Raw genomic sequence first — 20,211 nt, 5'->3', positions numbered from 1 at the left:
CGATTAGTCGCGGCTGACCACAAGCCTCAGACCTTGGCGGACTGGCATTTCAGGGGTTGGCGGCAACAAGGCGGTCAATGAAAAGCGGAGGACAGGCTTGGAAATCGACTGAGCTTGATTGATCGGCTGAAACAGGCCCAAAACCCGGTCTGCACCGGATTTATCCGTCAAGGGTAGGAACACCCATTCAACTTCCGTTCTTTGGCCAAATCCGGCACCAAAAGCGGCAGCGCGGGCCAATGCGGGACCTGGTCCCGTAATCGCGGACTCCAGAAGCGCGCGGATCAAGTTACGGTCTGCGCCATGGAAGAGGCTTGCGACATCATGGTCACGCAAGTCCCTACCAGTCCACAATCTCAAGTCACTGCCAACGGTCTTAAAGGTGAAGACGCCTTCACTTGCCCGCTGCGCCAAAAAGATACGCCCAATCATGGATGACGCGTCTTTTGACATGGCAGAACCTGCCTCAGATTGGTCTGACAGACCGTTTAGGGCTTGCCAGGAGCTCAAGAAGGCCCGGCTTTCTGGATGAAGTGCGCCGAAATGCATGTATGTTTCCTCAACTTAAGCCGCTTTCTGGCCGCTTTCCGAGGGGTAGCGCAGGACTCATGCCAAACCAGTTGGGTGACCTCGACTGCCGATACTCTCCACACGCGCGAAATTGGCGCCGGACTTGCTGGATGGTTGGGTAGATTTCCGGGAGTTCCACCATGAGTGTTTCAGTTCGATACATCGCCGCAGCCACACTTCTCGCGGCCTTTATGGCATCATCCGCACAAGCTGGTGGATGCAAGGGCTGTGGCAGCAGCGGTAACGGCACAACAAATATCCCAGTAGTTCAAGGCCCATCTGGCGGTTGCTGCGGTTCTGCCACTGGCCACATCGTCGGCGTGCCTAATGTCTATGTCCCTGGCCCGAATGTGAATGTCAGCGTTGGCGGCAGCTATTTCGGCGGCACCAATGTTCTGGTAGGTGGCAACACTTATGTGGGCGGTAGCACCACTATTGTCGGCGGCGGCGGTGGCGGCGGCGTTTATATTGGCGGCGGCGGTGGTGGCGGCTTCTCTGTCCCCATGCCAGCGACCACTGGCTTGATCGATGGCTTGCAAGTTTCTGGTGGCCAAACAGCTACCGTAATGGAACAATTCCAGGACAGCCGCACCATCACAGAAACCATTGCGATTCGCGCTGTATGTATGGACGACCGTGGCATGCCACACCCCGCTTCGCGCACCAATGGCGATGCCAAAGTTGGTGCTGAGTTTGATGGCGAAGTCTTCCGCTGTATGGCAGGGACTCGCATGGAAGTGACCATTGGCAAAACAGTCAATGGCGAAGCTAACTTTGATGGTGGTCGCACCATTTCGTGCCAAAAAGGTCAGGCTTTGGTTTACAGCGGCGACAAGGGTGCTGTTGGCGCAGCCACAGTCCAGTGCGTTGCGCAAAAAGCTGAAGCCGATTGCAACGAACGCTCGCTATTGCGCCGCTTTGGTCCTGGCATCAAATATGCCACGATCACCCGGACTGAGACCTTCACCAATACGCGTCAGTCGGCAACCCAACAAACCGCGACTTATCGCGCTTCAATGTTTGTCGATGGTGGCGTTGGCCAAGGTGTATTCTAAGCTAAGAGCGCCTTTATAGCGCTTTTGGGGGCTGAAGGGTCGCTGTTCTCGGGCAGCGACCCTTTGTCGTTTGGGCAAAACGTTTTTTGCCTAGAGCGCAAGCCAGATGCAATACACCCCAATCCAGAGCAAAGCCGTCAAAGATAAAACCATGCCGACCATGCGGCCAAAGGAGGCCCCTTCATCGCGGCTCAAGCCATACGCATGCAGCGCCCGTCCAAGTGTAAGACTCAAGCCGCCGACATGAATGGCCCAAAGCGGTGCATTGGCCATGGCCATAACAATCAAACCGATCAAGGCGATTGGCGCTATTTCTGTAGCATTGGCATGGGCGCGGATCGCACGGATTAAAGGCGGAAATCCACCATCTCCCAAGGTGATTTTCTCACGGCGGCGATGGGCAATAACCTGCCAGATTAAGGCAAAAATGATTATTACATTCAGTCCTGTATACAATGCGATGGCGGCAGATGCTGTCATGACGGGCCTCTCATTTCAGCCCAGATCGGCTGACCATCTGGCAGATAACATTAAATCGTCGTGGAATCAGCCTTTAACAATGAATGAAAAGGCGCATCATAATCGTAAAGTGAAAGTTTATTTGATTTCAGCACTCGGGTGTTAGCCTGAGAAAAAATGGTGGGGAGGCACTTTCATGCCAATTATCATTACAAGTCTTATTGTCGTCTCATTGGGCTGTTTGGCCCTTTATCTTGGTTTGAAGTTAGCCCGTGTCATGCGGGAGCAGTTTGAGGAATTAATGCCCCAACGCATGGTGGATTATTCCGGCTTTGTCGACTTGCCACGCGGGCGCGACTGATCCTTTGCTTTCGTCAGACTGGTGCTGCCCCAAGCTTTCGGCCATAAAGCGGCATGACCCGTCTATTTGTCGATGCTGATGCCTGCCCCGTCAAAGATGAGATTTATAAGGTCGCATTGCGATATGGCTTGCAGACTTATGTCGTCGCCAATAGTTTTATCCAAATACCCCACCACCCGCTGATTGAGCGCCTCATAGTGAACGCGAGTCCCGATGCTGCCGATGATTGGATCGCAGAGCGTTGTAGGGTCGGCGATATCGTCATCACCCAAGACATTCCCTTGGCAGATCGCGCCCTGAAAGCCGGTGCTCAAGCAATTGGCAATCAAGGCAAGCCTTTCACGCGTGACTCCATTGGCTCAGCTTTGGCCGGTCGTGAGATCGGAGAACACCTCCGGGCTATGGGGGTCGCAACCGCTGGTCCCCGGCCCTTCGCGGCTTCAGACCGCTCGCGGTTCCTCCAAGAGTTGGACGCCGCCATTCATCGGGCCAAGCGGGCCTTAGCGTTAGAGGCGTCCAAGCGCCGTTAAGAATATATAAACCATGAAATCTTTTCTTGATCAAAGGTAAAAATTTATTGTAACCAATGGCTTGGGTGTCACGTAACCTCTTCTGAAGACATGGTTGGCGACGAGGGACGCTATGGAAATCGTCAATGGCTATATGTGCCGCGACTGCACCGATGTTTCTTATGCGAAGAAGAATATAGACCCCGCCCATCCCAAGGATGGCCCACAGCCGAGCGAGCAGCCCTCAAAAACAAACCCTGAAACTGTGCAGTGGGCTGGGGCGCTCGCAGAATTAAACGCTCTCCGCGTGGATAGCGCCCAAGCAGAGGCCCGACCAAATAGCCCGCGTCTTAACTTGCTAGCTTGATAGCCAAACCAAGCTCTATTTCCAGATAGGCTTGCCTTCGCCAGGCAAGCCTAAACGGCCCCATTTCTCGGTCACTGCATCGATGACTTTCTTGTCCATCCGAATCTCTTCGCCCCACTCGCGATGCGTTTCAGGATAAATCTTATTGGTCGCATCGAGCCCAATCTTTGAGCCAAGACCACTTTCCGGGCTCGCAAAGTCGAGATAGTCGATGGGGGTGCGGTCAACCAGCGTAATGTCGCGCGCGGGGTCCATACGAGTAGATACAGCCCACATCACATCTTTCCAGTCGCGCGCATTGATGTCGTCATCCACCACAATGATCCATTTGGTGTACATGAACTGGCGCAGGAAGGACCACGCGCCCATCATGACCCGCTTGGCATGGCCCGGATAGGCCTTCTTCATCGAGATAACAGCAATCCGATACGAGCAACCTTCTGGCGGTAACCAAAAGTCTGTGATTTCAGGGAATTGCTGTTGAAGAAGGGGGATGAAGACCTCGTTCAACGCCTCTCCCAAGACCGAAGGCTCATCGGGTGGGCGCCCGGTGAAGGTTGAAAGATAGATTGGATCCTTCCGCATCGTGATGCAGGAAACTTGGAAGATCGGAAATTTCTCAACCGAATTATAATAGCCGGTATGATCGCCATAGGGGCCCTCGTCGGCAAATTCATCTAGCAGTACATGACCTTCGATGATGATTTCAGCTTCTGCTGGTACTTCAATCGGGATGGTTCTGCACGGCACAAGGTCGAGCTTACGACCGCGCATAAGACCTGCGAACTGATATTCGCTCAAGGTGTCAGGGACCGGGGTTACCGCGGCCAGAATGGTGCCAGGGTCTGCCCCAATGACGACAGCAGCGGGCAGAGGCTCGGGCTTGGTGTCTTTCCAACGTTTATAATGTTGTGCACCGCCGCGATGGGCCAGCCAGCGCATGATGGCGCGGTCCTTGCCCAATTGCTGCATGCGATAGATGCCGAGATTGTAATTGTCTTGCCGCTTGTCGCTAGGTCCTTTGGTCACGATCAAGGGCCAGGTGATTAAAGGCGCAGGTTCTCCTGGCCAGCAGCTTTGGATAGGCAGGCGCGACAGATCGATATCTGACCCTTCCCAAACCACTTCTTGGCAAGGTGCTTTTGCAAAGACGCCACCGGAAATCGTATTTGGTCTCATTTGCATGACGGTTTTGGCCAAGGGCAAAAGGTCAAACGCTTCTTTCAGGCCACGTGGCGGCTCAGGCTGGCGCAAGAAGGCCAATAGCTCGCCCACTTCGCGCAAGTCTTGCGCGGTCCGGCGGTCTTTGCCGTCCATGGTTACGCCCATGGCCACGCGCTCCACGGTACCAAACAAATTGGTCAGGACGGGCATGTTGGACTTTGACCCATCCGGCATTGACGCATGTTCGTAGAGCGTCGCAGGCCCGCCGGTGGCCAAGAGACGGGTTTGTATTTCCGTCATCTCCAAGACAGTCGAGACCGGTTCGCGGACCCGCACCAATTTTTGCTCGCTCTCCAACCGCGCCATAAACTCGCGCATGCTTTTATAGGCCATGTGTCCTCCGTACGACCTCATGTAGTTCGAGGTTGGGGTCAGGTCATCCCTGTTTTCAGTCACGTGACAGTGCGCTGCGCTCGGCTTTCTGTTTAATTTCATCCGGATGATATTGACGCGCTCTATTTTATCCGGGTAATAATAGGCGACAGGAGCCGCAAATGACTTATCAGGATGATTTACCCGCCGTAGCCTTTGCTGGGCCTAACATGTTGGCCTTTGGGGCTCTGCGTGAGGTGGCGGGCACCGTGAAACAAAAGCTGGACACGGATCCAAACCTTTCGATTTTGGTCCTTCATGCCGAAACCAGCCAACCGATTGAACTTGATCTGCGCGGTAGCATTGCGGATGTCGTTGCGCGACTTCAGTCGGCTGAAATTCCATCCGCACGCAAGGTGGGCCGGCCGAAGCTGGGCGTGGCGGCCCGAGAAGTCACGCTTCTGCCGCGCCATTGGGACTGGTTGGCTAGCCAACCCGGTGGGGCCAGTGTCACCTTGCGCAAGTTGGTTGAAGCTGCTCGTCGCGAGAATGAGGGTGCAGATGCACGCGATCAGGGCCGCGACGCGCTCTATCGCTTTATGGCCGCTGTTGCTGGGAACGCGCCCGATTATGATGAGGTGTCCCGCGCTTTGTTTGCAGGCCAGAGAGCACGCTTTTTGTCCTTGATTGCGACGTGGCCTAGTGATGTACAAGCCCATCTTCAACACTTAAGTGCCCGCGGATTTCCAGAAGAGGGGCAGGCATAATGACAAAGGCAGGTTTTCATTTGATTTGCGGTTCCACCGGGGCGGGCAAGTCGACCTTTTCGCAAGCTCTAGCAAGCGATTTAAGCGGGCTACATTTTGCGATAGATCGCTGGATGGTGACTTTGTTTTGGCAGGATAGTCCGCAGCCGATCGAATTTGACTGGACAATGGCGCGCATAGAGCGATGTGAGGCGATGATTTTTGAGACAGCACGGCAGGCTGTCTCGAATGAGGTTCCGGCCATTTTAGACCTAGGCTTTACCAAGGCTGCCCATCGGCAGAAATTCGCCTCGCTAGCCGCAGACTCGGAAATCCCTGTGGTGCTGCACGTTTTAGATGCGCCGGTTGAAGAACGCTGGGCCCGGGTCGAAGCCCGCAACGCAAGCAAGGGTGAAACCTATGCCATGCAGGTCGACCGCGCCATGTTCGACTTTGTAGAAACGATGTGGGAATTGCCCGACCCAGCAGAGATGGCAGCGCTGAACGGCCGCTTGGTCGACCCTTAACTAGGACGCCACCAAATCCTGCCAAGCTGGATGGCGTTCGATCCAGCGGGCGACGTAGGAGCATTGCGGGACGACGTATACCTTATCTTTTTGCGCCAAGGTAAGAGCTGCTTCAGTCAGGATCGCTGCTAAGCCTTGGCCATTAAGGGCCGGCGGCACAAAGGTGTGATCCAAGACGCGCGCTCCATCTACGCGATGGTACCACGTGATTTCAGAGAGTTTTGGACCAGTTTTGGTGTCGCGAACAAGCGTGAGGCGGGCACGGCCCGCGCCAAGATCTTCAAAAGTTGGTTCGGCTTGATCTGTCATGGGCTCTAGGCTTCCACCCCATAGGATTTCAGCGTTTCCAAAGGCACCACAACCAAGGCCTCCTCATGGGTGGCTTCCAGTCGGATAGGCGGTGCGCAGCCTGCATCCAGCGCATCCTTCCAGCGCGTCAAGCACACACACCACTGATCACCGGGTTTTAGGCCTGCGAAGCCATATTCAGGGCGCGGGGTTACAAGGTCATTTCCTTCGCGGCGCTGATGCGCCAAAAAGGCCTCCGTCACGACGGCGCAGACGACATGGGTGCCGTGATCCAGCCCTTCTGTCTCGCAACATCCGTTGCGGAACCAACCTGTCAGTGGATTCAGCGAGCAAACCTGCAGCGGGCCACCCAAAACATTGCGCGCGGCAGGATCAAAGCGCCGCATTAGCTTTTGGCCTGGTCCCGGCAACCGGGATAGCCAGCTGATTTTTGTTCTTGGATGAAGTTGACGGTATCTACCAAAGTCGGTGCGCTTCGACGAACGACCGGTGAGATTGCGCCAATGATATAGAGGTGCTCAACCCCCGAATAAAGTTTAACTTGGGCTAAATTCTGATGCTCAGCCAAGGCTGCGGCCAATTGCTCGCTTCGCTTGGGGTCCACGGTGGTATCCTTGGTCCCATGCAGTAACAACATCGGCGGGGCTTTGTTGCCGACGAAATTGATAGGCTTGGTGCTGGGCAGAATTTCGGTCGGGAAAATGCGCTTAAAGACAGGCTCTACTGGCGTGAAGTCGTAAGGCCCAGCAATGCCAATAACACCTTTTGTCGCGTCGCAAATGCTGGTGCTTTCAGCTGCAAGGAATTCAGGGTCCAGCGCAATCATAGTGGCAATATGGGCCCCAGCAGAGTGGCCGGAGATGAACACGGGACGGCCTTTAGCGATAGATTTTTGGGCGAACGCAAGCGCTTTGGCTCCATCCTCAACAAAAGCCGGGAAAATCACATCTGGATGCAAGCGGTAATTGACGACCACGGTCTGTATGCCACGCGCGGCAAAGGCAGAGCCCAAGAATTTATAGTCATCCTTCGAGCCATACTGCCAAGATCCGCCATGATAGAATACTAAAACAGGCGTATGAGCGGTCATGACTTTTGGCGAGTAGATATCCAGTTTGTGGCGCGGCAGCGGCCCATAGGCAATATTGTGTTGAACTGGGCCCGGTGTCTGCGCCACGAGGTTTAAAACTTGCGGGCCAGAGCAGGCACTAACACCCCAAAGCGCCATCAGCGCAACAATCCAACTTTTCATTTCGTGTCCTTCTCAAGGATGTGCGTAGGGTTCGTGATGCATGTCACATAGGGTGATCTTACCGCTCTTCAATCGGACAAATAGGTGTGGGTCAAGCGAGGCTCCAAACGCGCGTCACTTTGATGTCTTGATCTTCCAGTTCGCGTGATACTGCGATTTGGTAACACGCGAGTTCTTTCAGGCCTTCTTTGGGCAAATAGGTCCGCCCAGGGTCCCCGATCAAAACCAAAATGCCGGCCTGCTGGCACTGTTTCAGCCAAGCAAATAGGGGCTCCGCGATCTCGCGCTCATAAAACAAATCTCCGACCAAGAGAACGTCTGCCTTAAGCGGCCGACCGATGATATCTCCCTGAAGTGTGAGAAGGCTGACCCCGTTGGCCGTTGCGTTGAGGTCGATGGCAGCGATGGCATAGGGATCAATATCGACCGCGGTCACGTCCCCAGCGCCTGACAACTTGGCCGCGATTGCCACGATGCCCGAGCCTGAGGCCAAGTCATACACTTGTTTGCCACTGACGCTGTGGGGATTGTCCAGTAGATAGCGCGCGAGGGCTTGGCCACCTGCCCAAGCAAATGCCCAGAAAGGTAAGGGCAGGCCTTTTTGGTCGAGTTCTTCGGCGCTTAACTGCCAAAGTGCTACCGCCTCATCTGCCAAACATAATGTGATCTCTGGGCAATGCGGAGGCTGTAGCGGCCTCGTATTGGCAAGGATAAAGAGAGAAGGGCTTTCAATAGTCATGGACTCTTATCTCTGTAACAGAGGTGCCATAACAAGGGGCCTTTGCAGAGCCCAACAATCTCACTCTGCATGATTGACAAGCTAGAGCGCGTGTTTAGCTTGGGTCCCATATCGTAAGTTGTGTTGGAAGAGCAAAACTAAAAGAGGATTTGGGCTTACGATAAGTATTCCTATCACTTGTGTCCTGTTTTGCTTGATTTTTTGGGGGGAAATATGAAGTTGAAATTAGTTGCTATCGTCGCGGTATCCGTCATGGCTTTATCTGGTTGTGCGACAATTACGCGCGGAACCAACACGACTTTCACGGTTGAGACGATGCCATCCGGTGCCACCGTTGCGACGACAAATGGTTATGGCTGCTTGGCGACGCCATGCACCTTTAAAATGCCGCGGAAGTCAGAGTTCACCGTCACCATTACCAAGCCAGGCTATAAAACCTACACAGGTTCTGTAGTGACCAAAGTGGCTGGGTCAGGCGGTGCGGCGATGGCTGGCAACGTTCTGGTCGGTGGTCTGATTGGCGCAGGCGTCGATGCCAGCTCTGGTGCTATGTTGGACTTGGTGCCAAACCCAATGAAGGTGACGTTGGAGCCAGAAGGTGCGGCGGCACCAGCTAGCCAGCCTAACAGCTAAATCACTTATAAATCCGAATATAAAGGGCCCATTTCGAACCTCGGAATGGGCCTTTTTTATGATCGAAGGGACGAGAATTTATCCCAATATTCGATAACTCTAAGCGTCTGTTTGGACTTGTAATCATATCCTAAGTTGTGTAACCTCGACATCGTTGGAATGTGTGGAGGAAGGTATGAAACTAAATTTGGTTGCCCTTGCCGCCGTTTCGCTTTTGGCGTTGACTGGATGCACAACAACTTCTGTCGAAACGACTAATTTGGCCGATAGCGCAGCGATCGATCGCGCCATGCCCGGCAATGCCAATACGCCCTTTGGCGCGATGCCAGCCCCAGAGGCCAATTCAGTTCCAGTGCGCTTAGAGCCTTAAGTCAACGGGCCTATTTGGCCGTCGCCAGCTCCAAAATCTGCCGATAACCCCGCTTGATCTCCATCTGTTCCGTCAGACCCTTCTGCTTCAAGAGCGCATGCATTGCCTCTAGCCGATAGCAGGGGATGTACATCCATAAATGATGTTCGGCATGGAAATGGACCCAATAGGGCGCGATGAGTAAGCGTTCAATTGGGTTGGCATGTGTGGTCCGGGCAAGGCGCCATGGGTCATTCGGGTCCGGAGTGGCACAGGCATGTTCGCCGATATTGCGCAGGCGCGTAACGGCTGGATACCAACTAGCTTGAGCAACGAGCCAGATGGTTACAAAAGCAAGCGCTTGGCCTGCTGCAGCAAACAAGACAAAAATTACTGCTTGCGAGCCCAAGAACGTGAGAGCAGCAGCGCGGGCCTCGGGACTGGCCTGTCTTGGCGCTTGCAGAAACCCCAATAGGGGCCGAAGGGTTTGTTTGAAAAACGTCTGCCCGGTCAAATCCCGGATTAACTTGCGCTGATAGCTCTTCTTGCTGATCGGGAAATGAGCGGCAAGGCCCAAGTCAGGATCGTCGCTTTGCTGGGTGTTGCGGTGGTGCGAGAGATGGTAGGGTCGATAGCGGTAAAGGGATGCCCCGACGGGTGCGCCGCATAACCAATGACCGACAAAGTCATTGAGCTTCTGGTTCGTGCTGAGGCCACCATGGGCGGCCTCGTGCATCAGGATCGCCAAACCCAACTGGCGTGCGCCAACCACCATCACGGCAAGCAGCCACGTCACAGGGTTGGGTGCCCAGGCAAATAGCGCCACGGCCAAACCAATTAGCAACCACGCATGTGCTACAAGGCCTAATCCGATCCAGTCATCGCGCCGGCGTAAGCCTGCCCATTCGTCTGGCGTAAAGATTGTTTTGGGGTCTATCGTGGGGGCGGCCATAGCTTAACCAAAGACGCTTACGCCGATCAGCATTTTGTGCAGACCAGCAATAAAAGCCACCCAAACAGCGACGCCGCCACCAATGGCAATCCAGTCTCCTGTCCCCATCGGCACAGAGACGCGCTCGGCTTTCCCTAAGCGAATGCGCGCAAACAAGGCCCAAGCAAAGAAGCTACCGAACAACAGGATGGAGCCCAAATCCCCATTGGCCAGAAGGTGTGCCAAGGCCCAGATTTTGACGGCAGCCAACATGGGGTGGACGACGGCTGCTTTTATCTTGCCCGGCGAATAGGCGGCTACCAATAAGATCATGACCGGCAACATCAGAAGGAGCGAGATGTGGCTTAAGAACGTAGGCGGGGTCCAAACGGGGATCATGCCCGCAGCGCGATACTGGCCATAGCCGTAAATCAACAGCACAAAGCCTGCCAAGCTGATAAGCGAGAATACCCCGCGATAGGGTTGGGCACCCAATTTGGTTGCCATCTGATCCCTTGGGCCACGAAATCGAACGAAAGCATGCGAGCCCAAGAAAATGATCAGTCCAAGAATGAGTAGGGTCATGAGGCAGGTCCTTTTTTGTTGAATTGATAGGCGGGGCCGCCGGGCACCTTAAACGCATAGAACCCTGTCTCCAGCACGCCATGTTCTTGATAGCTAAAGCGATCCCCGTCCAAGCTTAGGTTGGCAGACAGGGTCATTTTGCGTCCCGACCGTGCGATGATCGAACACGTTGCGGGGATGGATGCCGTCCACCCGGTTGTCGTTTTAACCACCGGCAAGCTGCAGGCGGGGCCATAGGCGGTTAGGTCCTCAAGCGTCAAAGTTTGGAAGGCTGCAGAGCCTTGCCCTTCGGCCGCGAAAGCTTCGGGGTTTTTGAAGGCGTAAAAGTCCATCAAAGTATGGCCGTTGGCTTGGGGGCGAAACACCCACAAGCGTTGGCGGCTGATTGGGCCTGTTTCGTTGCCGCTGCGCCAGATCAGGTAAATCGCTTGGTCCTTTGGCCCTGCGACCTTTGGGACGCGGACCTCGAAAAACTGGGCGCTTTGGGCGTCCACCCAAGGATAGGCGTTTCCTGCGGCAGGGGCGCGCAATAGTTCGGCTGGGGCTGCTTTGATCTGGGCTTGATTATCCCATCTACCTACCAGCGCCTGTCCGGGCGGCAAGACTTGTGGGGCTGGCAGGCCCGCGCAGGCCGTCAGGCCCAAAGCGAGTAGTGCCGTGAACCAGCCCTTATGCATCCGGCGTCACCGTATCCACAGCGCGCCAGCAATACCAAGCCACTTGGGTTCGGTAGGGGCGCAAATGGTCTGCCATGGTTTTAAAGGGCTTTGGTTTTGGCATTTCTGGTAAGCCATGGGCGATCATCCAGCCCTTACGAACGCCCAGATCATCCACCGGCCACACGTCTGGCCGACCCAAAGTGAACATAAGATACATCTCCACTGTCCACTGGCCGACACCGCGGACAGCTGTGAGGCGGGAGATGATCTCCTCGTCGGGCAGATGGTCGATCTCTCCACTATCTGGCACAATGCCCTCAAGCCTTTTGGCGGAAAGATCGCGCAAAGCCGCTAGTTTTTGTCGCGATAGGCCACAAGCCCGCAAAGCCTCGTCGGAATGACTGAGGAAATGGGCGGGGTCAGGTGCAGCTTCTGGGTCGCCACACAGGGTTAGGACCCGGCCTAAAATCGTACCAGCCGCCTTGCCAGACAATTGCTGATACACGATGGCGCGAAATAAGCTTTGATAGGCACTTTGGGTCTCACGTGTCGGGATCGGGCAGGGGCCATGGGTGGCGACTAAGCGTGCCATTACTCGGTCTAAAGCTGCCAACGCTTCGCTCATCCCAATCCCCCCAAGGACAGTATCCAACCGACTAAGGCTTGCACCATTAGGCCGGCCACCAAGATCAGCCCCGCCGTCTTGTTGGATTTAAACAGGGCTAAGGGGTCTTTGGCTAGCCCAGTGACAGGAATTTGCCGGACTTGGCCCGCCAGATGCAGACCAAAGGCGAGCACGCCGCATAGACCGACAATCAGACTCGCGAGGGGCTGATCGCGCATCAGGCAAGCCGCAGCGGCCAAGAGCGCCGTGGCCAGATAAAAGCCGCCAACCCAGCGCTTGGCGTGATCGCCAAACAAGCGCGCCGTGGATTTCACGCCAACCAGCGCATCATCTTCAACATCCTGCTGAGCGTAAATGGTGTCATAGCCAATGGTCCACGCCACACAGGCGACGTAGAGGGCTAGGGCAGAACTATCCAGGCTGCCCATTACAGCCACATAGCCTACCAGAACCCCCCAATTGAAGGTGAGGCCAAGCCAAACTTGTGGCCACCAAGTGATGCGCTTCATAAAAGGATAGGCTGCCACCATCGGGATGGCGCATAGAGCCGTGATTTGAGCGGGTGTGGGCAAAGCTAGTAAAACCAGAAGGCCCACAAAACATTGCGCCAGCGTCCAGATCAAGGCTTGTTTGGCGCTGATTAAACCGGCGGGCAGGGGCCTGCCGGCCGTGCGTTCGACTTTGGCGTCAATGTCACGGTCCACAAGGTCGTTAAAACTGCAACCTGCCCCACGCATAGCGATAGAGCCGATAACCCACAGGGCGACCAAACCCAAGTCCAAACCCGAGAAACCAATCCCCGCGCGGCCCAGAAATTGTCCCATAAAGCAGGGCAAAGCGAGAAGCCAAAACCCAATCGGCCGATCAAAGCGGGATAGGCGCAAGTAAGGCTGCCACGCCATTGGGGCGCGTTCAACAAAAGTGCGGGGCTGGGCATCAAGTGGAATGGTCACTAGAACAGGTTTAACGAGGTGTCGCTGTCCCGACTAGACCCTAGGCCCCTGCCTCACGCAGGGCGCATAGGATCAGGGCTTTTTGTCACCATGGTTCATGGTGCCATGATCCATCTTGCTATGGTCCATGGTTTCAGGTGACCCACCGGGGCCTGTAACTGGTATAACGTCTTTCACTTCAAAGGAGACATCAATGGGGTCTCGTTCGGCAAAGACGAAGGTAACTTTGATCAACTCCCCAGATTTTAGCGTCTTCGTGGGGTCAAACAGCATCAGATGCTTGCCACCGGGAGCAAATTTGATCGAGCTTTTAGCTGGTAGTTCAAGCGTATCGAGCTTGACCATCTTCTTCATCCCGCTTTCTGTTACACTGTCGTGCATCTCAACGCGTTTGAAGGCTGGCGAGGCGACCGCAATAATCCGATCTGCGACCTTGTAATTATAGTTAAAGTCGAAATATCCAGCCGTTGGACGCCCTGCCATCGGAGTGCGAATGACGGGGTTCATAATGGCAAACGTCCCACCCTTCTCATCAGAAAAATCGACTTTTGCATTAACGTCGCAGCCTGAAACCAGACCGGTTGTTGCCACAAATCCTAGGGCCAAGGCCGCACGCAAAGGCTGCATCGTCAATCTCATCAACTCACTCCAATCAAACTTTTTGCGAAGCCCGGCCACGCTGGACTGGTGATGACATAGGCCGTGAATAGCTGAACGGCTAGCACGAAAGGCACGCCCATAAGGTAGGCAGGATGGATTACGCGGCGAGTAGCTAAGTCGTAGATCATCGCACCCACCATCATCAGAAATTGCATAAGATAAAGCGTAAACCAGAAACCAAAGATCGTATCATCGCCAAAGACTTGTGAGAGGGGTCGACCCATAAAACGTCCAAAGCCTGCACCCAATAAAACCGTGGTTGCCAATAGCATCAGACGCTTGTGGGTGGCCCCTATTTTCCGAAAGGCGATTGCCGCCGCAAAGAAGATCGGAAAGCTGACCATATCCGACAGGGGTACGATCATGAATTCAAGCTGGCGGGACTCGCCGTTCAAATAGTGGAACTTGGCCATATAGAGCGTCATATACGTGCCAATCACTGTCATAGCGGCACCAAGGCCAATCCCAGCAAGGCCTAGTTTCATATGGGTTTTGATATCTTTGGTGCGGATCAGCCAAATCTGAACTAGAAAAAACGCCATCCATCCATAAAATAGTGCGGCATGCAAATGAACCGCTAAGGGTGGCCAAGGCTTTGCGCCTGCCAGATAGGGTGCAAGACCCGGCATGAATCCAAATAACACCGCGGCGAGACTTAGGACCCAATAAAACAGAAAAAAATTTCGCTCGGTGCTAGCAGGCGCGCGAACAGGATGTAGAGATGACATGGCTGCAATTCCTCAACTGAAGGGCCATTAATCACAACGGTGTGATTGCCTGTCAACTGATAGGTAACAAGAAAAAAGGCGGCAAAGCCAAAGCCTCGCCGCCCTTTTGGTGTCTGGAGAAAACCGATTGTTCTATTCAGCAGATGGAGTCGGAACTGGAGCTGTTAGGAAGGCTGGCAATTCCCCGTCAAAGCCTGAATCCTCACCCTTGGCTTCACGCGGTGGGCGCGGTGCGCGCGGTGGTCGTGGGCGGCGCTCACGCGCCGGTGCGGTCTCAGATGCTGCAACGATTTCCTGTGGCTCGCTAAAGCTCGTAGGCTCAGCGAATTCACTCGGTGGCGCGCTTAAAGGGCGGCTATAGGTATCGCCTGCGCCGTTGAAAGCAGGTTCAGCACCTGCTTCTCCACGAGTATCTTGGCGCGGTGGACGACCATTGTCGCCTTGACCTTCTTCGCCACCGCCATTTGCCTGATAAGGCAACTCATTGCCGAAGCGGTCTCTGCGACGACGGCGACGACGGCCAAAGCGGTCTTCATCACCCTCGCCACGAGGTTCATTGCGGCCTTCGCTACGATTCTGGTCGAAGCGGTTCTCACGGGGTGGACGGTTCGGGTTGAATTCTGGCTGAGGCGCGCCTTCGCCGCCTTCATTGCCTTCGCCCTCTGCGCCTTCCATAGCTTCGTTTGTCTCGTCCCCATCATCGGATTCATCTTCATAGCCCGCGATCATCATTTCGGTGCGGGGCACAAAGGTTGGCTGCATAGCGCGCAAGACGCGGAAATAATGTTCCGCATGCTGCAAATAGTTTTCGCCCAAAACCCGGTCGCCAGAAGAATTGGCGTCGCGAGCGAGCTGTTGGTATTTCTCAAACACAGTCTGAGCTGACCCACGGACCTTAATATCGGGTCCGTTCGACTCATAAGCGCGATTTGGATTGTTATTCTGTGGTTTTTGGCCCGGATTACGTCCCCGACCGCGTTGCCGCTTCATCATGCAAGCCCTGTTTGTTTCCTGGCTGTGGTTTGGCCAATTAATGCCATGAGCAAGCCTGCAAGCTAGCTTCATGGATTTTGCGTGACTGCTTCTAAAAGAGGTCTGACACGCAAAGAATTAAAAAAGAGAGCGTGGCTTTCGTGCAATTGATCCGTGACCTTGCACAACCCGCTCCAAAAACAGCTATCGCGAACACCTAATCCCGGACTGGATTTCAACGTCTCACGGACAGTCTGTATTCACACGATCATTTCCCTGATTCCACAAGCCTTAATTTGCATGTCACCAAAATCGAGACCAAAGGCCAAGATCAAAGCGAAAGCGGATTAAAGGTTTGGGCTAGAGTTGATGGTGTGTCGCTTCCATACGCAAGCCCCCCTTTGGGCCGCACCACGGACGAATAGTCCCATAGCTTGATTAGCTTCGCTTGAAAAGGCCTAATTCTGTTGACCTGGTTTGGAATGGTCTCGCACTTTCGATCAGAAAGGATCAAAACGCGCTTGAGCGCAAAACAAACGGCCCGACCTTAGAAAGATCGGGCCGCCGCTAGCGAAATTGCGTTTGAACTTACTTTGGACCGCCGAAGGCCTTCTTCAGACCGATCTTATAGGTCCGTCCCAATGGGCTGCCGGTGAATGGGTCGTAATTGAGTTCCAAACGGGCAAAGCTTGGATCTTTGTCCATGATGTTCTCAATCCCAAACGTAAAGGTTAGGTCATTTTCCATCGCCCAACGATAAGTCAGGTCGAAGGACTGCCAAGCCTCGATCGTTTTGCCCGCGGTAACCGAACCTGGGACACCAGCAACTGTGCTATAGTTCAAGCTGGGCGAGAACGGAGCGGTACGTTGGTCTTCATACTCGTCAATGAAGTTCATCGCGAGGCGCAGCGAATGGCCACCGGTTTCATAAAGGCCATAGAGCGTGCCCTTATATTGCGGCAGTGGATAAGCCGTCGTTTGGAAGTTCAGCTTACCCAAAGCATCCAGTGCGGGCGCAACCGGTACACCTCCAATAGATAGTGCGGAGACGTCATAGCTCATGGTGTAGGTGGCATCCAAGCCCAGCTTCAAGTCACCACCCATCAAATCTTGGAAGGTGTAATCGACGCTGATGTCCACCCCGTCGGTCAGAACGGCGGAGCCGTTGATCACCGTGGTGTTGAGGCGAGAGATGTTTGCTGAGTTACAAACGCCGCCACTGAAGGTGAACTTCGCTTGGATCGCTGCAAACGTTGGATTGCCGCAATTGCCGGCACCCGTTGTTGGGAACATTGTTGCAACAAGACCAGCAATTGGCTCGCTAACAATTGGGTTGTCAAAGTCAAAGCGCCAATAATCGATTGAGGCTTTGAAGTTTCCAGTATTCAACAGCGCACCTGCATTGTAGGTGGTCGCAGTTTCTGGGTCCAAGTTCGGGTTGCCGAAGATATCCACCGCCCGGAAAGTGCCCAAAATGCTCTGGAGCGTTGTTACAGAGGTTGGCTGGATGTTGGACACCGATGGGGCCCGGAAGGTGGTGCTGGTCGATCCACGAACCGCAAAGGCATCGGTGACTTGCCATTTCGCCGACAGCTTTGGATTGAAGGTAGAGCCAACAGCCCCGCCAAAATCTTCATACCGACCCGCGAGTTGAGCTTCAAAATTGCTGGTGAAGGGCAAGCGGATTTCAAAGAAGGCCGCATTAACGTCTGCACTAACGTTGGCTGGGAAAGAACCAGACAAGAACACGGTTGGGCCCGTTACAGCCGCACAGGTGTTATTGTTGAAGTCTGGCGACGACACGCAAGGCTGTTGGGTCAGATCCGAGAATTTGGAGAACTCAGAGCGGAAGGAGTTCTTCCGGTATTGATATCCCAAGGCCCAGCCAATCGGGCCATCGCCTAGTTTGAAGCTTGTCTCACCATTGATGACCGCATCAAACACAACCAAGCTTGAGGTCTGCTTCGTACGGACTTCCGGATAGAACCACTCCACCAGGGCTGCGTTTGCGGCACCCAAGGCAGGATTATACTGCGGATTGGCGACGCCAGTAATGGAGTTGCCTGGAATGGCGGTACCAAATGGACTGAACCACTGACACCCATTGGCCCCTGGCGTGTTGGCTGCCACGTTACAATTGGAGCCACCCAAGCCGCGAAGTGCGAGTTGGAAGCGGTTGACCAAAACGTCAAAGCCCGTGCGAATACCGGTATCATCCATAGCCGCCAGATTGACGTCGTAATCGATTGTGCTGGTCAGCTTGCCCTTCATCCCGACAGAGACGCGCACAGCTTCAAAGCTGCGTTCACCTTGCGAGCCACCACGTGGTTCATCCGGGGTGAATTTGGGATTGCCGCCATAGCTAAATGGCCGATAAGCCAGCATGTTCACGCCAATCGTGCTGGCTGGGAACAGCCCGGGGTTTTTAGCTAATAGGTCGATGTAACCGGGGTTGGTGACAGGCACAAAGAAGCGCCCTGGCAGGCCGGAAAGGGCAGGCAGGGCTTGTGCTGATGGTGCTTGCAAGAAGGCGTAGCTGGGCGACGTCTTCCATTCTGGCGTGTTGGTGTTGGAGATCAGAAGTTCTGCGTGCAGCGTGTGGTCTTCATTGATTTCCACATCGGCGCTTGCAAACAACTGCGACCGCTCTTCTTTTTCGACGATGTTGTCATAGGGCGTGAATTGGAAGAAGCAAACGGGCGTTGTCGCGCTGAAGCCGGCAAAGCCGCCGAGAGGGCCGCAATTTGGTTCGCGCGTCGGGGCTGAAACGGGGCCACCCGTGGGTCCAATGGCGATATAGGTGCCGGGATTGCCCGCTGCTGACCAGCCGCCTTCTGGGTTAGAGAGATAATCCCGATACGCCCAATCACGCGCGGTGATTGGGAGTTCGGTCTTCATCTGCACGCCGAGCGAGACAAATAGCTTGGCCCGATCGGTTTGATGGCCCCAAGAGGCTGCCATCGTATAATTGCCGTCTGACCCGTCAATGGCTTTATAGTCGCCACCAACTTCAAAACCTTCGAGATTGGTACGTGTGATAAAATTGACCACGCCAGCAACAGCGTCCGAGCCGTAAGTCGCAGCCGCGCCGTCTTTAAGAACTTCTACCCGGCCAATAGCAGCCGATGGGATCAAATTGGTATCAACAACCGTTCCGACCAAACCAAATGGGTTGTAGGCCATGCGGCGACCATTCAACAGCACGAGTGTCCGCTCTGGGCCAATACCGCGCAAATTGACTGATCCTGCACCTTCGTTGCCTTGAGCGCGGGCATCGAATTGGTTGGTATCACCTTGTACCCCACTTGAGACGTTGAGGAGCTTGATCAACTCAACGGTGCTTGGGGTGCCCGCTTTTTCCAGATCAGCTGAGCTGATCACATTCACAGGTAATGAAGCGCTTTCCGAAGTTCCCCGAATGAAGGAACCGGTTACCACAATAACTTCGACTTCCTTCTTTGGAGCTTCGTCTGATGTGGTGGTTTGTGCGAATGCCTGAGCCGCGCCTGTCGTCATAATAACAGCCAACAGGGCACTGGCCCCGTTGAGCAATGCTTTTCTAGCCATATTGTCCTCCCTTGTCCGTGCGGTCCTTTTTTGGGTGGATCCGCTTCAGACGAGGAAAGTGTGCGACTGGAATGAATATCTGTAAAGGCTTTTTTTGATTTGATTTTTGGTGTCTTGGCTTAAAGCCATTGGGGAAACCTTCACGCTTAGGCTAGGGTTCCAAAAATGACACGATCAATGTCAGATAAGTCCTTGATCACACGCAAGTTAATCAGTCCGGGGACGGATTGCGCAAGCGCCATCACGGCGTCAGTTTGGTCTATCCCGAACTCAAAAGCAAATACACCTGAAGGCTTTAAAACCTCCGGCAAAGCAGAAAACAGAATGCGATAGGGATCTAGACCATCCTCTCCGCCATCGAGAGCAAAGCGCGGATCATGCAAGCGCACTTCATCTTGCAGGGTGTCGATCACGGCCGAGGGGATATAGGGGGGATTGGAGACAACAATATCAAAGCGTTCGTCTAAGCCTTGATGCCAATCGCCTAAGCGCAAATCCACGCGGTCTGTCAGCCCAATATGGGCTGCATTCTCGGCGGCAAGCGCCAGAGCGTCTTCGGATTGGTCAATGCCAACCCCGGTCCAGCTTTTACGCTCAGCCAGAAGGGCTAACAGAATCGTTCCAGAACCCACGCCAAGGTCTAGCACCCGATTGGGAACATCGACCGCATGGGCCTTTAAGATCAGATCGACAATCACTTCGGTTTCAGGGCGTGGCACGAGGCCGCGGCGGTCGCTGATGAGGTCAAGCGTCCGAAAACCCTTTTTGCCGACAATATGGGCCGCAGGCTCGCGTTGTTCGCGCCGACGCACAAAAGTCTCAAACTTTAAGGCGGCTTCTGATGTCAGAGGGCGCTGAGGATCGCCTATCAAGGTAGCACGGTCAGTCTCTGTCGCGGCGAGCAACAAAATGCGGGCATCAATAACGGGGGTATCGATATGTGCAGCTTCCAGGCGCTTTCGGGCAGCGGTCCAAGCTTTGACGAGGGTGAGAGGTGTATCGGTCATGGCCCCCAAATAGGGGTTTGCCTGCGCAATGTCATCGGACGAGCCACGTTTGGCAACAGTTGAATATCGGGCCCTCGGAGGCCTTGATTTTGATTGACCCTATCGCAATTCG

The 20,211-nt window shown here is 54.5% G+C and carries 25 protein-coding genes; 8 read left to right on the top strand and 17 right to left on the bottom strand.

What is annotated here, in order from left to right:
* Positions 1-3: 3 nt before the first annotated feature.
* Positions 4-549: a PAS domain-containing protein gene (locus tag ACIQ20_RS00955; RefSeq protein ID WP_395776531.1), complete on the bottom strand. Its 546-nt coding sequence runs from the start codon at positions 547-549 to the stop codon at positions 4-6.
* A 161-nt stretch (positions 550-710) separates the two neighbouring features.
* Here ACIQ20_RS00955 and ACIQ20_RS00950 point away from each other — a divergent pair, with 161 nt between their 5' ends.
* Positions 711-1,625 (top strand): hypothetical protein, encoded by a 915-nt coding sequence (locus tag ACIQ20_RS00950; RefSeq protein ID WP_395776529.1) that lies wholly within the window; start codon positions 711-713, stop codon positions 1,623-1,625.
* Positions 1,626-1,715: 90 nt separating this feature from the next.
* Here ACIQ20_RS00950 and ACIQ20_RS00945 read toward each other — a convergent pair whose 3' ends face one another.
* The gene (locus ACIQ20_RS00945; RefSeq protein WP_395776527.1) at positions 1,716-2,105 is read right to left on the bottom strand and encodes an MAPEG family protein; all 390 of its coding nucleotides are present in this window, start codon (positions 2,103-2,105) and stop codon (positions 1,716-1,718) included.
* A gap of 175 nt (positions 2,106-2,280) precedes the next feature.
* On the opposite strand from ACIQ20_RS00945, the gene ACIQ20_RS00940 reads away from it, so the two are divergent.
* From ACIQ20_RS00940 to ACIQ20_RS00930, 3 genes are all read left to right on the top strand, one after another.
* Positions 2,281-2,445 (top strand): hypothetical protein, encoded by a 165-nt coding sequence (locus ACIQ20_RS00940; RefSeq protein ID WP_395776525.1) that lies wholly within the window; start codon positions 2,281-2,283, stop codon positions 2,443-2,445.
* Between the two features lie 53 nt (positions 2,446-2,498).
* The gene (locus ACIQ20_RS00935; RefSeq protein WP_395776523.1) at positions 2,499-2,975 is read left to right on the top strand and encodes a YaiI/YqxD family protein; all 477 of its coding nucleotides are present in this window, start codon (positions 2,499-2,501) and stop codon (positions 2,973-2,975) included.
* A 112-nt stretch (positions 2,976-3,087) separates the two neighbouring features.
* Positions 3,088-3,321, top strand: a complete 234-nt coding sequence (locus ACIQ20_RS00930) for a hypothetical protein (RefSeq protein ID WP_395776521.1) — start codon at positions 3,088-3,090, stop codon at positions 3,319-3,321.
* 15 nt (positions 3,322-3,336) lie between these two features.
* Here ACIQ20_RS00930 and ACIQ20_RS00925 read toward each other — a convergent pair whose 3' ends face one another.
* Complete coding sequence (locus ACIQ20_RS00925) at positions 3,337-4,878, bottom strand: UbiD family decarboxylase (protein ID WP_395776519.1); 1,542 nt, start codon at positions 4,876-4,878, stop codon at positions 3,337-3,339.
* A 161-nt stretch (positions 4,879-5,039) separates the two neighbouring features.
* Between ACIQ20_RS00925 and ACIQ20_RS00920 the strand changes: the two genes are divergently transcribed.
* The gene (locus tag ACIQ20_RS00920) at positions 5,040-5,624 is read left to right on the top strand and encodes a DUF2239 family protein (RefSeq protein ID WP_395776517.1); all 585 of its coding nucleotides are present in this window, start codon (positions 5,040-5,042) and stop codon (positions 5,622-5,624) included.
* The gene (locus tag ACIQ20_RS00915) at positions 5,624-6,130 is read left to right on the top strand and encodes an AAA family ATPase (protein WP_395776515.1); all 507 of its coding nucleotides are present in this window, start codon (positions 5,624-5,626) and stop codon (positions 6,128-6,130) included. Before ACIQ20_RS00920 ends, ACIQ20_RS00915 begins: the two co-directional genes overlap by 1 nt.
* Here the strand turns inward: ACIQ20_RS00915 and ACIQ20_RS00910 are convergent, their stop codons facing one another.
* From ACIQ20_RS00910 to ACIQ20_RS00895, 4 genes are all read right to left on the bottom strand, one after another.
* The gene (locus ACIQ20_RS00910; protein WP_395776513.1) at positions 6,131-6,439 is read right to left on the bottom strand and encodes a GNAT family N-acetyltransferase; all 309 of its coding nucleotides are present in this window, start codon (positions 6,437-6,439) and stop codon (positions 6,131-6,133) included. It abuts the gene before it with no gap.
* 5 nt (positions 6,440-6,444) lie between these two features.
* Complete coding sequence (locus ACIQ20_RS00905) at positions 6,445-6,825, bottom strand: DUF2237 family protein (RefSeq protein ID WP_395776511.1); 381 nt, start codon at positions 6,823-6,825, stop codon at positions 6,445-6,447.
* Positions 6,825-7,691: an alpha/beta hydrolase gene (locus tag ACIQ20_RS00900; RefSeq protein WP_395776509.1), complete on the bottom strand. Its 867-nt coding sequence runs from the start codon at positions 7,689-7,691 to the stop codon at positions 6,825-6,827. The genes ACIQ20_RS00905 and ACIQ20_RS00900 overlap by 1 nt, the downstream gene beginning before the upstream one ends.
* 91 nt (positions 7,692-7,782) lie before the next feature.
* Positions 7,783-8,430: a class I SAM-dependent methyltransferase gene (locus ACIQ20_RS00895; RefSeq protein ID WP_395776507.1), complete on the bottom strand. Its 648-nt coding sequence runs from the start codon at positions 8,428-8,430 to the stop codon at positions 7,783-7,785.
* Positions 8,431-8,643: 213 nt separating this feature from the next.
* On the opposite strand from ACIQ20_RS00895, the gene ACIQ20_RS00890 reads away from it, so the two are divergent.
* Together ACIQ20_RS00890 and ACIQ20_RS00885 are read left to right on the top strand one after the other, a co-directional pair.
* A complete protein-coding gene (locus tag ACIQ20_RS00890) occupies positions 8,644-9,063 on the top strand; it encodes a PEGA domain-containing protein (RefSeq protein ID WP_395776505.1) in 420 nt (139 codons plus the stop codon).
* Positions 9,064-9,238: 175 nt separating this feature from the next.
* Entirely contained in the window at positions 9,239-9,433 is a 195-nt protein-coding gene (locus ACIQ20_RS00885; protein WP_395776503.1) for a hypothetical protein, read from the top strand.
* A gap of 10 nt (positions 9,434-9,443) precedes the next feature.
* Here ACIQ20_RS00885 and ACIQ20_RS00880 read toward each other — a convergent pair whose 3' ends face one another.
* The 10 genes from ACIQ20_RS00880 to prmC all read right to left on the bottom strand — a co-directional run bounded on the left by ACIQ20_RS00880 (position 9,444) and on the right by prmC (position 20,099).
* Entirely contained in the window at positions 9,444-10,364 is a 921-nt protein-coding gene (locus tag ACIQ20_RS00880) for a fatty acid desaturase family protein (RefSeq protein WP_395776501.1), read from the bottom strand.
* 3 nt (positions 10,365-10,367) lie between these two features.
* Positions 10,368-10,928 (bottom strand): NnrU family protein, encoded by a 561-nt coding sequence (locus ACIQ20_RS00875; protein WP_395776499.1) that lies wholly within the window; start codon positions 10,926-10,928, stop codon positions 10,368-10,370.
* Positions 10,925-11,605 (bottom strand): CpcT/CpeT family chromophore lyase, encoded by a 681-nt coding sequence (locus tag ACIQ20_RS00870; protein WP_395776497.1) that lies wholly within the window; start codon positions 11,603-11,605, stop codon positions 10,925-10,927. The genes ACIQ20_RS00875 and ACIQ20_RS00870 overlap by 4 nt, the downstream gene beginning before the upstream one ends.
* Entirely contained in the window at positions 11,598-12,212 is a 615-nt protein-coding gene (locus ACIQ20_RS00865) for a DNA-3-methyladenine glycosylase family protein (protein WP_395776495.1), read from the bottom strand. The genes ACIQ20_RS00870 and ACIQ20_RS00865 overlap by 8 nt, the downstream gene beginning before the upstream one ends.
* A complete protein-coding gene (gene ubiA, locus ACIQ20_RS00860; RefSeq protein WP_395776493.1) occupies positions 12,209-13,165 on the bottom strand; it encodes a 4-hydroxybenzoate octaprenyltransferase in 957 nt (318 codons plus the stop codon). The genes ACIQ20_RS00865 and ubiA overlap by 4 nt, the downstream gene beginning before the upstream one ends.
* A gap of 72 nt (positions 13,166-13,237) precedes the next feature.
* Complete coding sequence (locus ACIQ20_RS00855; protein ID WP_395776491.1) at positions 13,238-13,804, bottom strand: copper chaperone PCu(A)C; 567 nt, start codon at positions 13,802-13,804, stop codon at positions 13,238-13,240.
* A complete protein-coding gene (locus tag ACIQ20_RS00850) occupies positions 13,804-14,454 on the bottom strand; it encodes a hypothetical protein (RefSeq protein ID WP_395776489.1) in 651 nt (216 codons plus the stop codon). Before ACIQ20_RS00850 ends, ACIQ20_RS00855 begins: the two co-directional genes overlap by 1 nt.
* 231 nt (positions 14,455-14,685) lie before the next feature.
* Positions 14,686-15,543, bottom strand: coding sequence for a DUF4167 domain-containing protein (locus tag ACIQ20_RS00845; protein ID WP_395776487.1), 858 nt, complete (start codon positions 15,541-15,543; stop codon positions 14,686-14,688).
* A gap of 570 nt (positions 15,544-16,113) precedes the next feature.
* Positions 16,114-19,092, bottom strand: a complete 2,979-nt coding sequence (locus ACIQ20_RS00840) for a TonB-dependent receptor domain-containing protein (RefSeq protein WP_395776485.1) — start codon at positions 19,090-19,092, stop codon at positions 16,114-16,116.
* A 146-nt stretch (positions 19,093-19,238) separates the two neighbouring features.
* Positions 19,239-20,099 carry a peptide chain release factor N(5)-glutamine methyltransferase gene (gene prmC / locus ACIQ20_RS00835; protein ID WP_395776483.1) on the bottom strand — a complete coding sequence of 287 codons (861 nt, stop codon included), beginning with the start codon at positions 20,097-20,099 and terminating at the stop codon, positions 19,239-19,241.
* Positions 20,100-20,211 lie beyond the last annotated feature (112 nt).

Origin of the sequence: Aquidulcibacter sp., assembly GCF_044346625.1 — a bacterium.
Lineage (GTDB): Bacteria > Pseudomonadota > Alphaproteobacteria > Caulobacterales > Aquidulcibacteraceae > Aquidulcibacter.
Note: the sequence above shows the minus strand (reverse complement) of the source record. Positions and strands in the feature narration are given on the sequence as shown.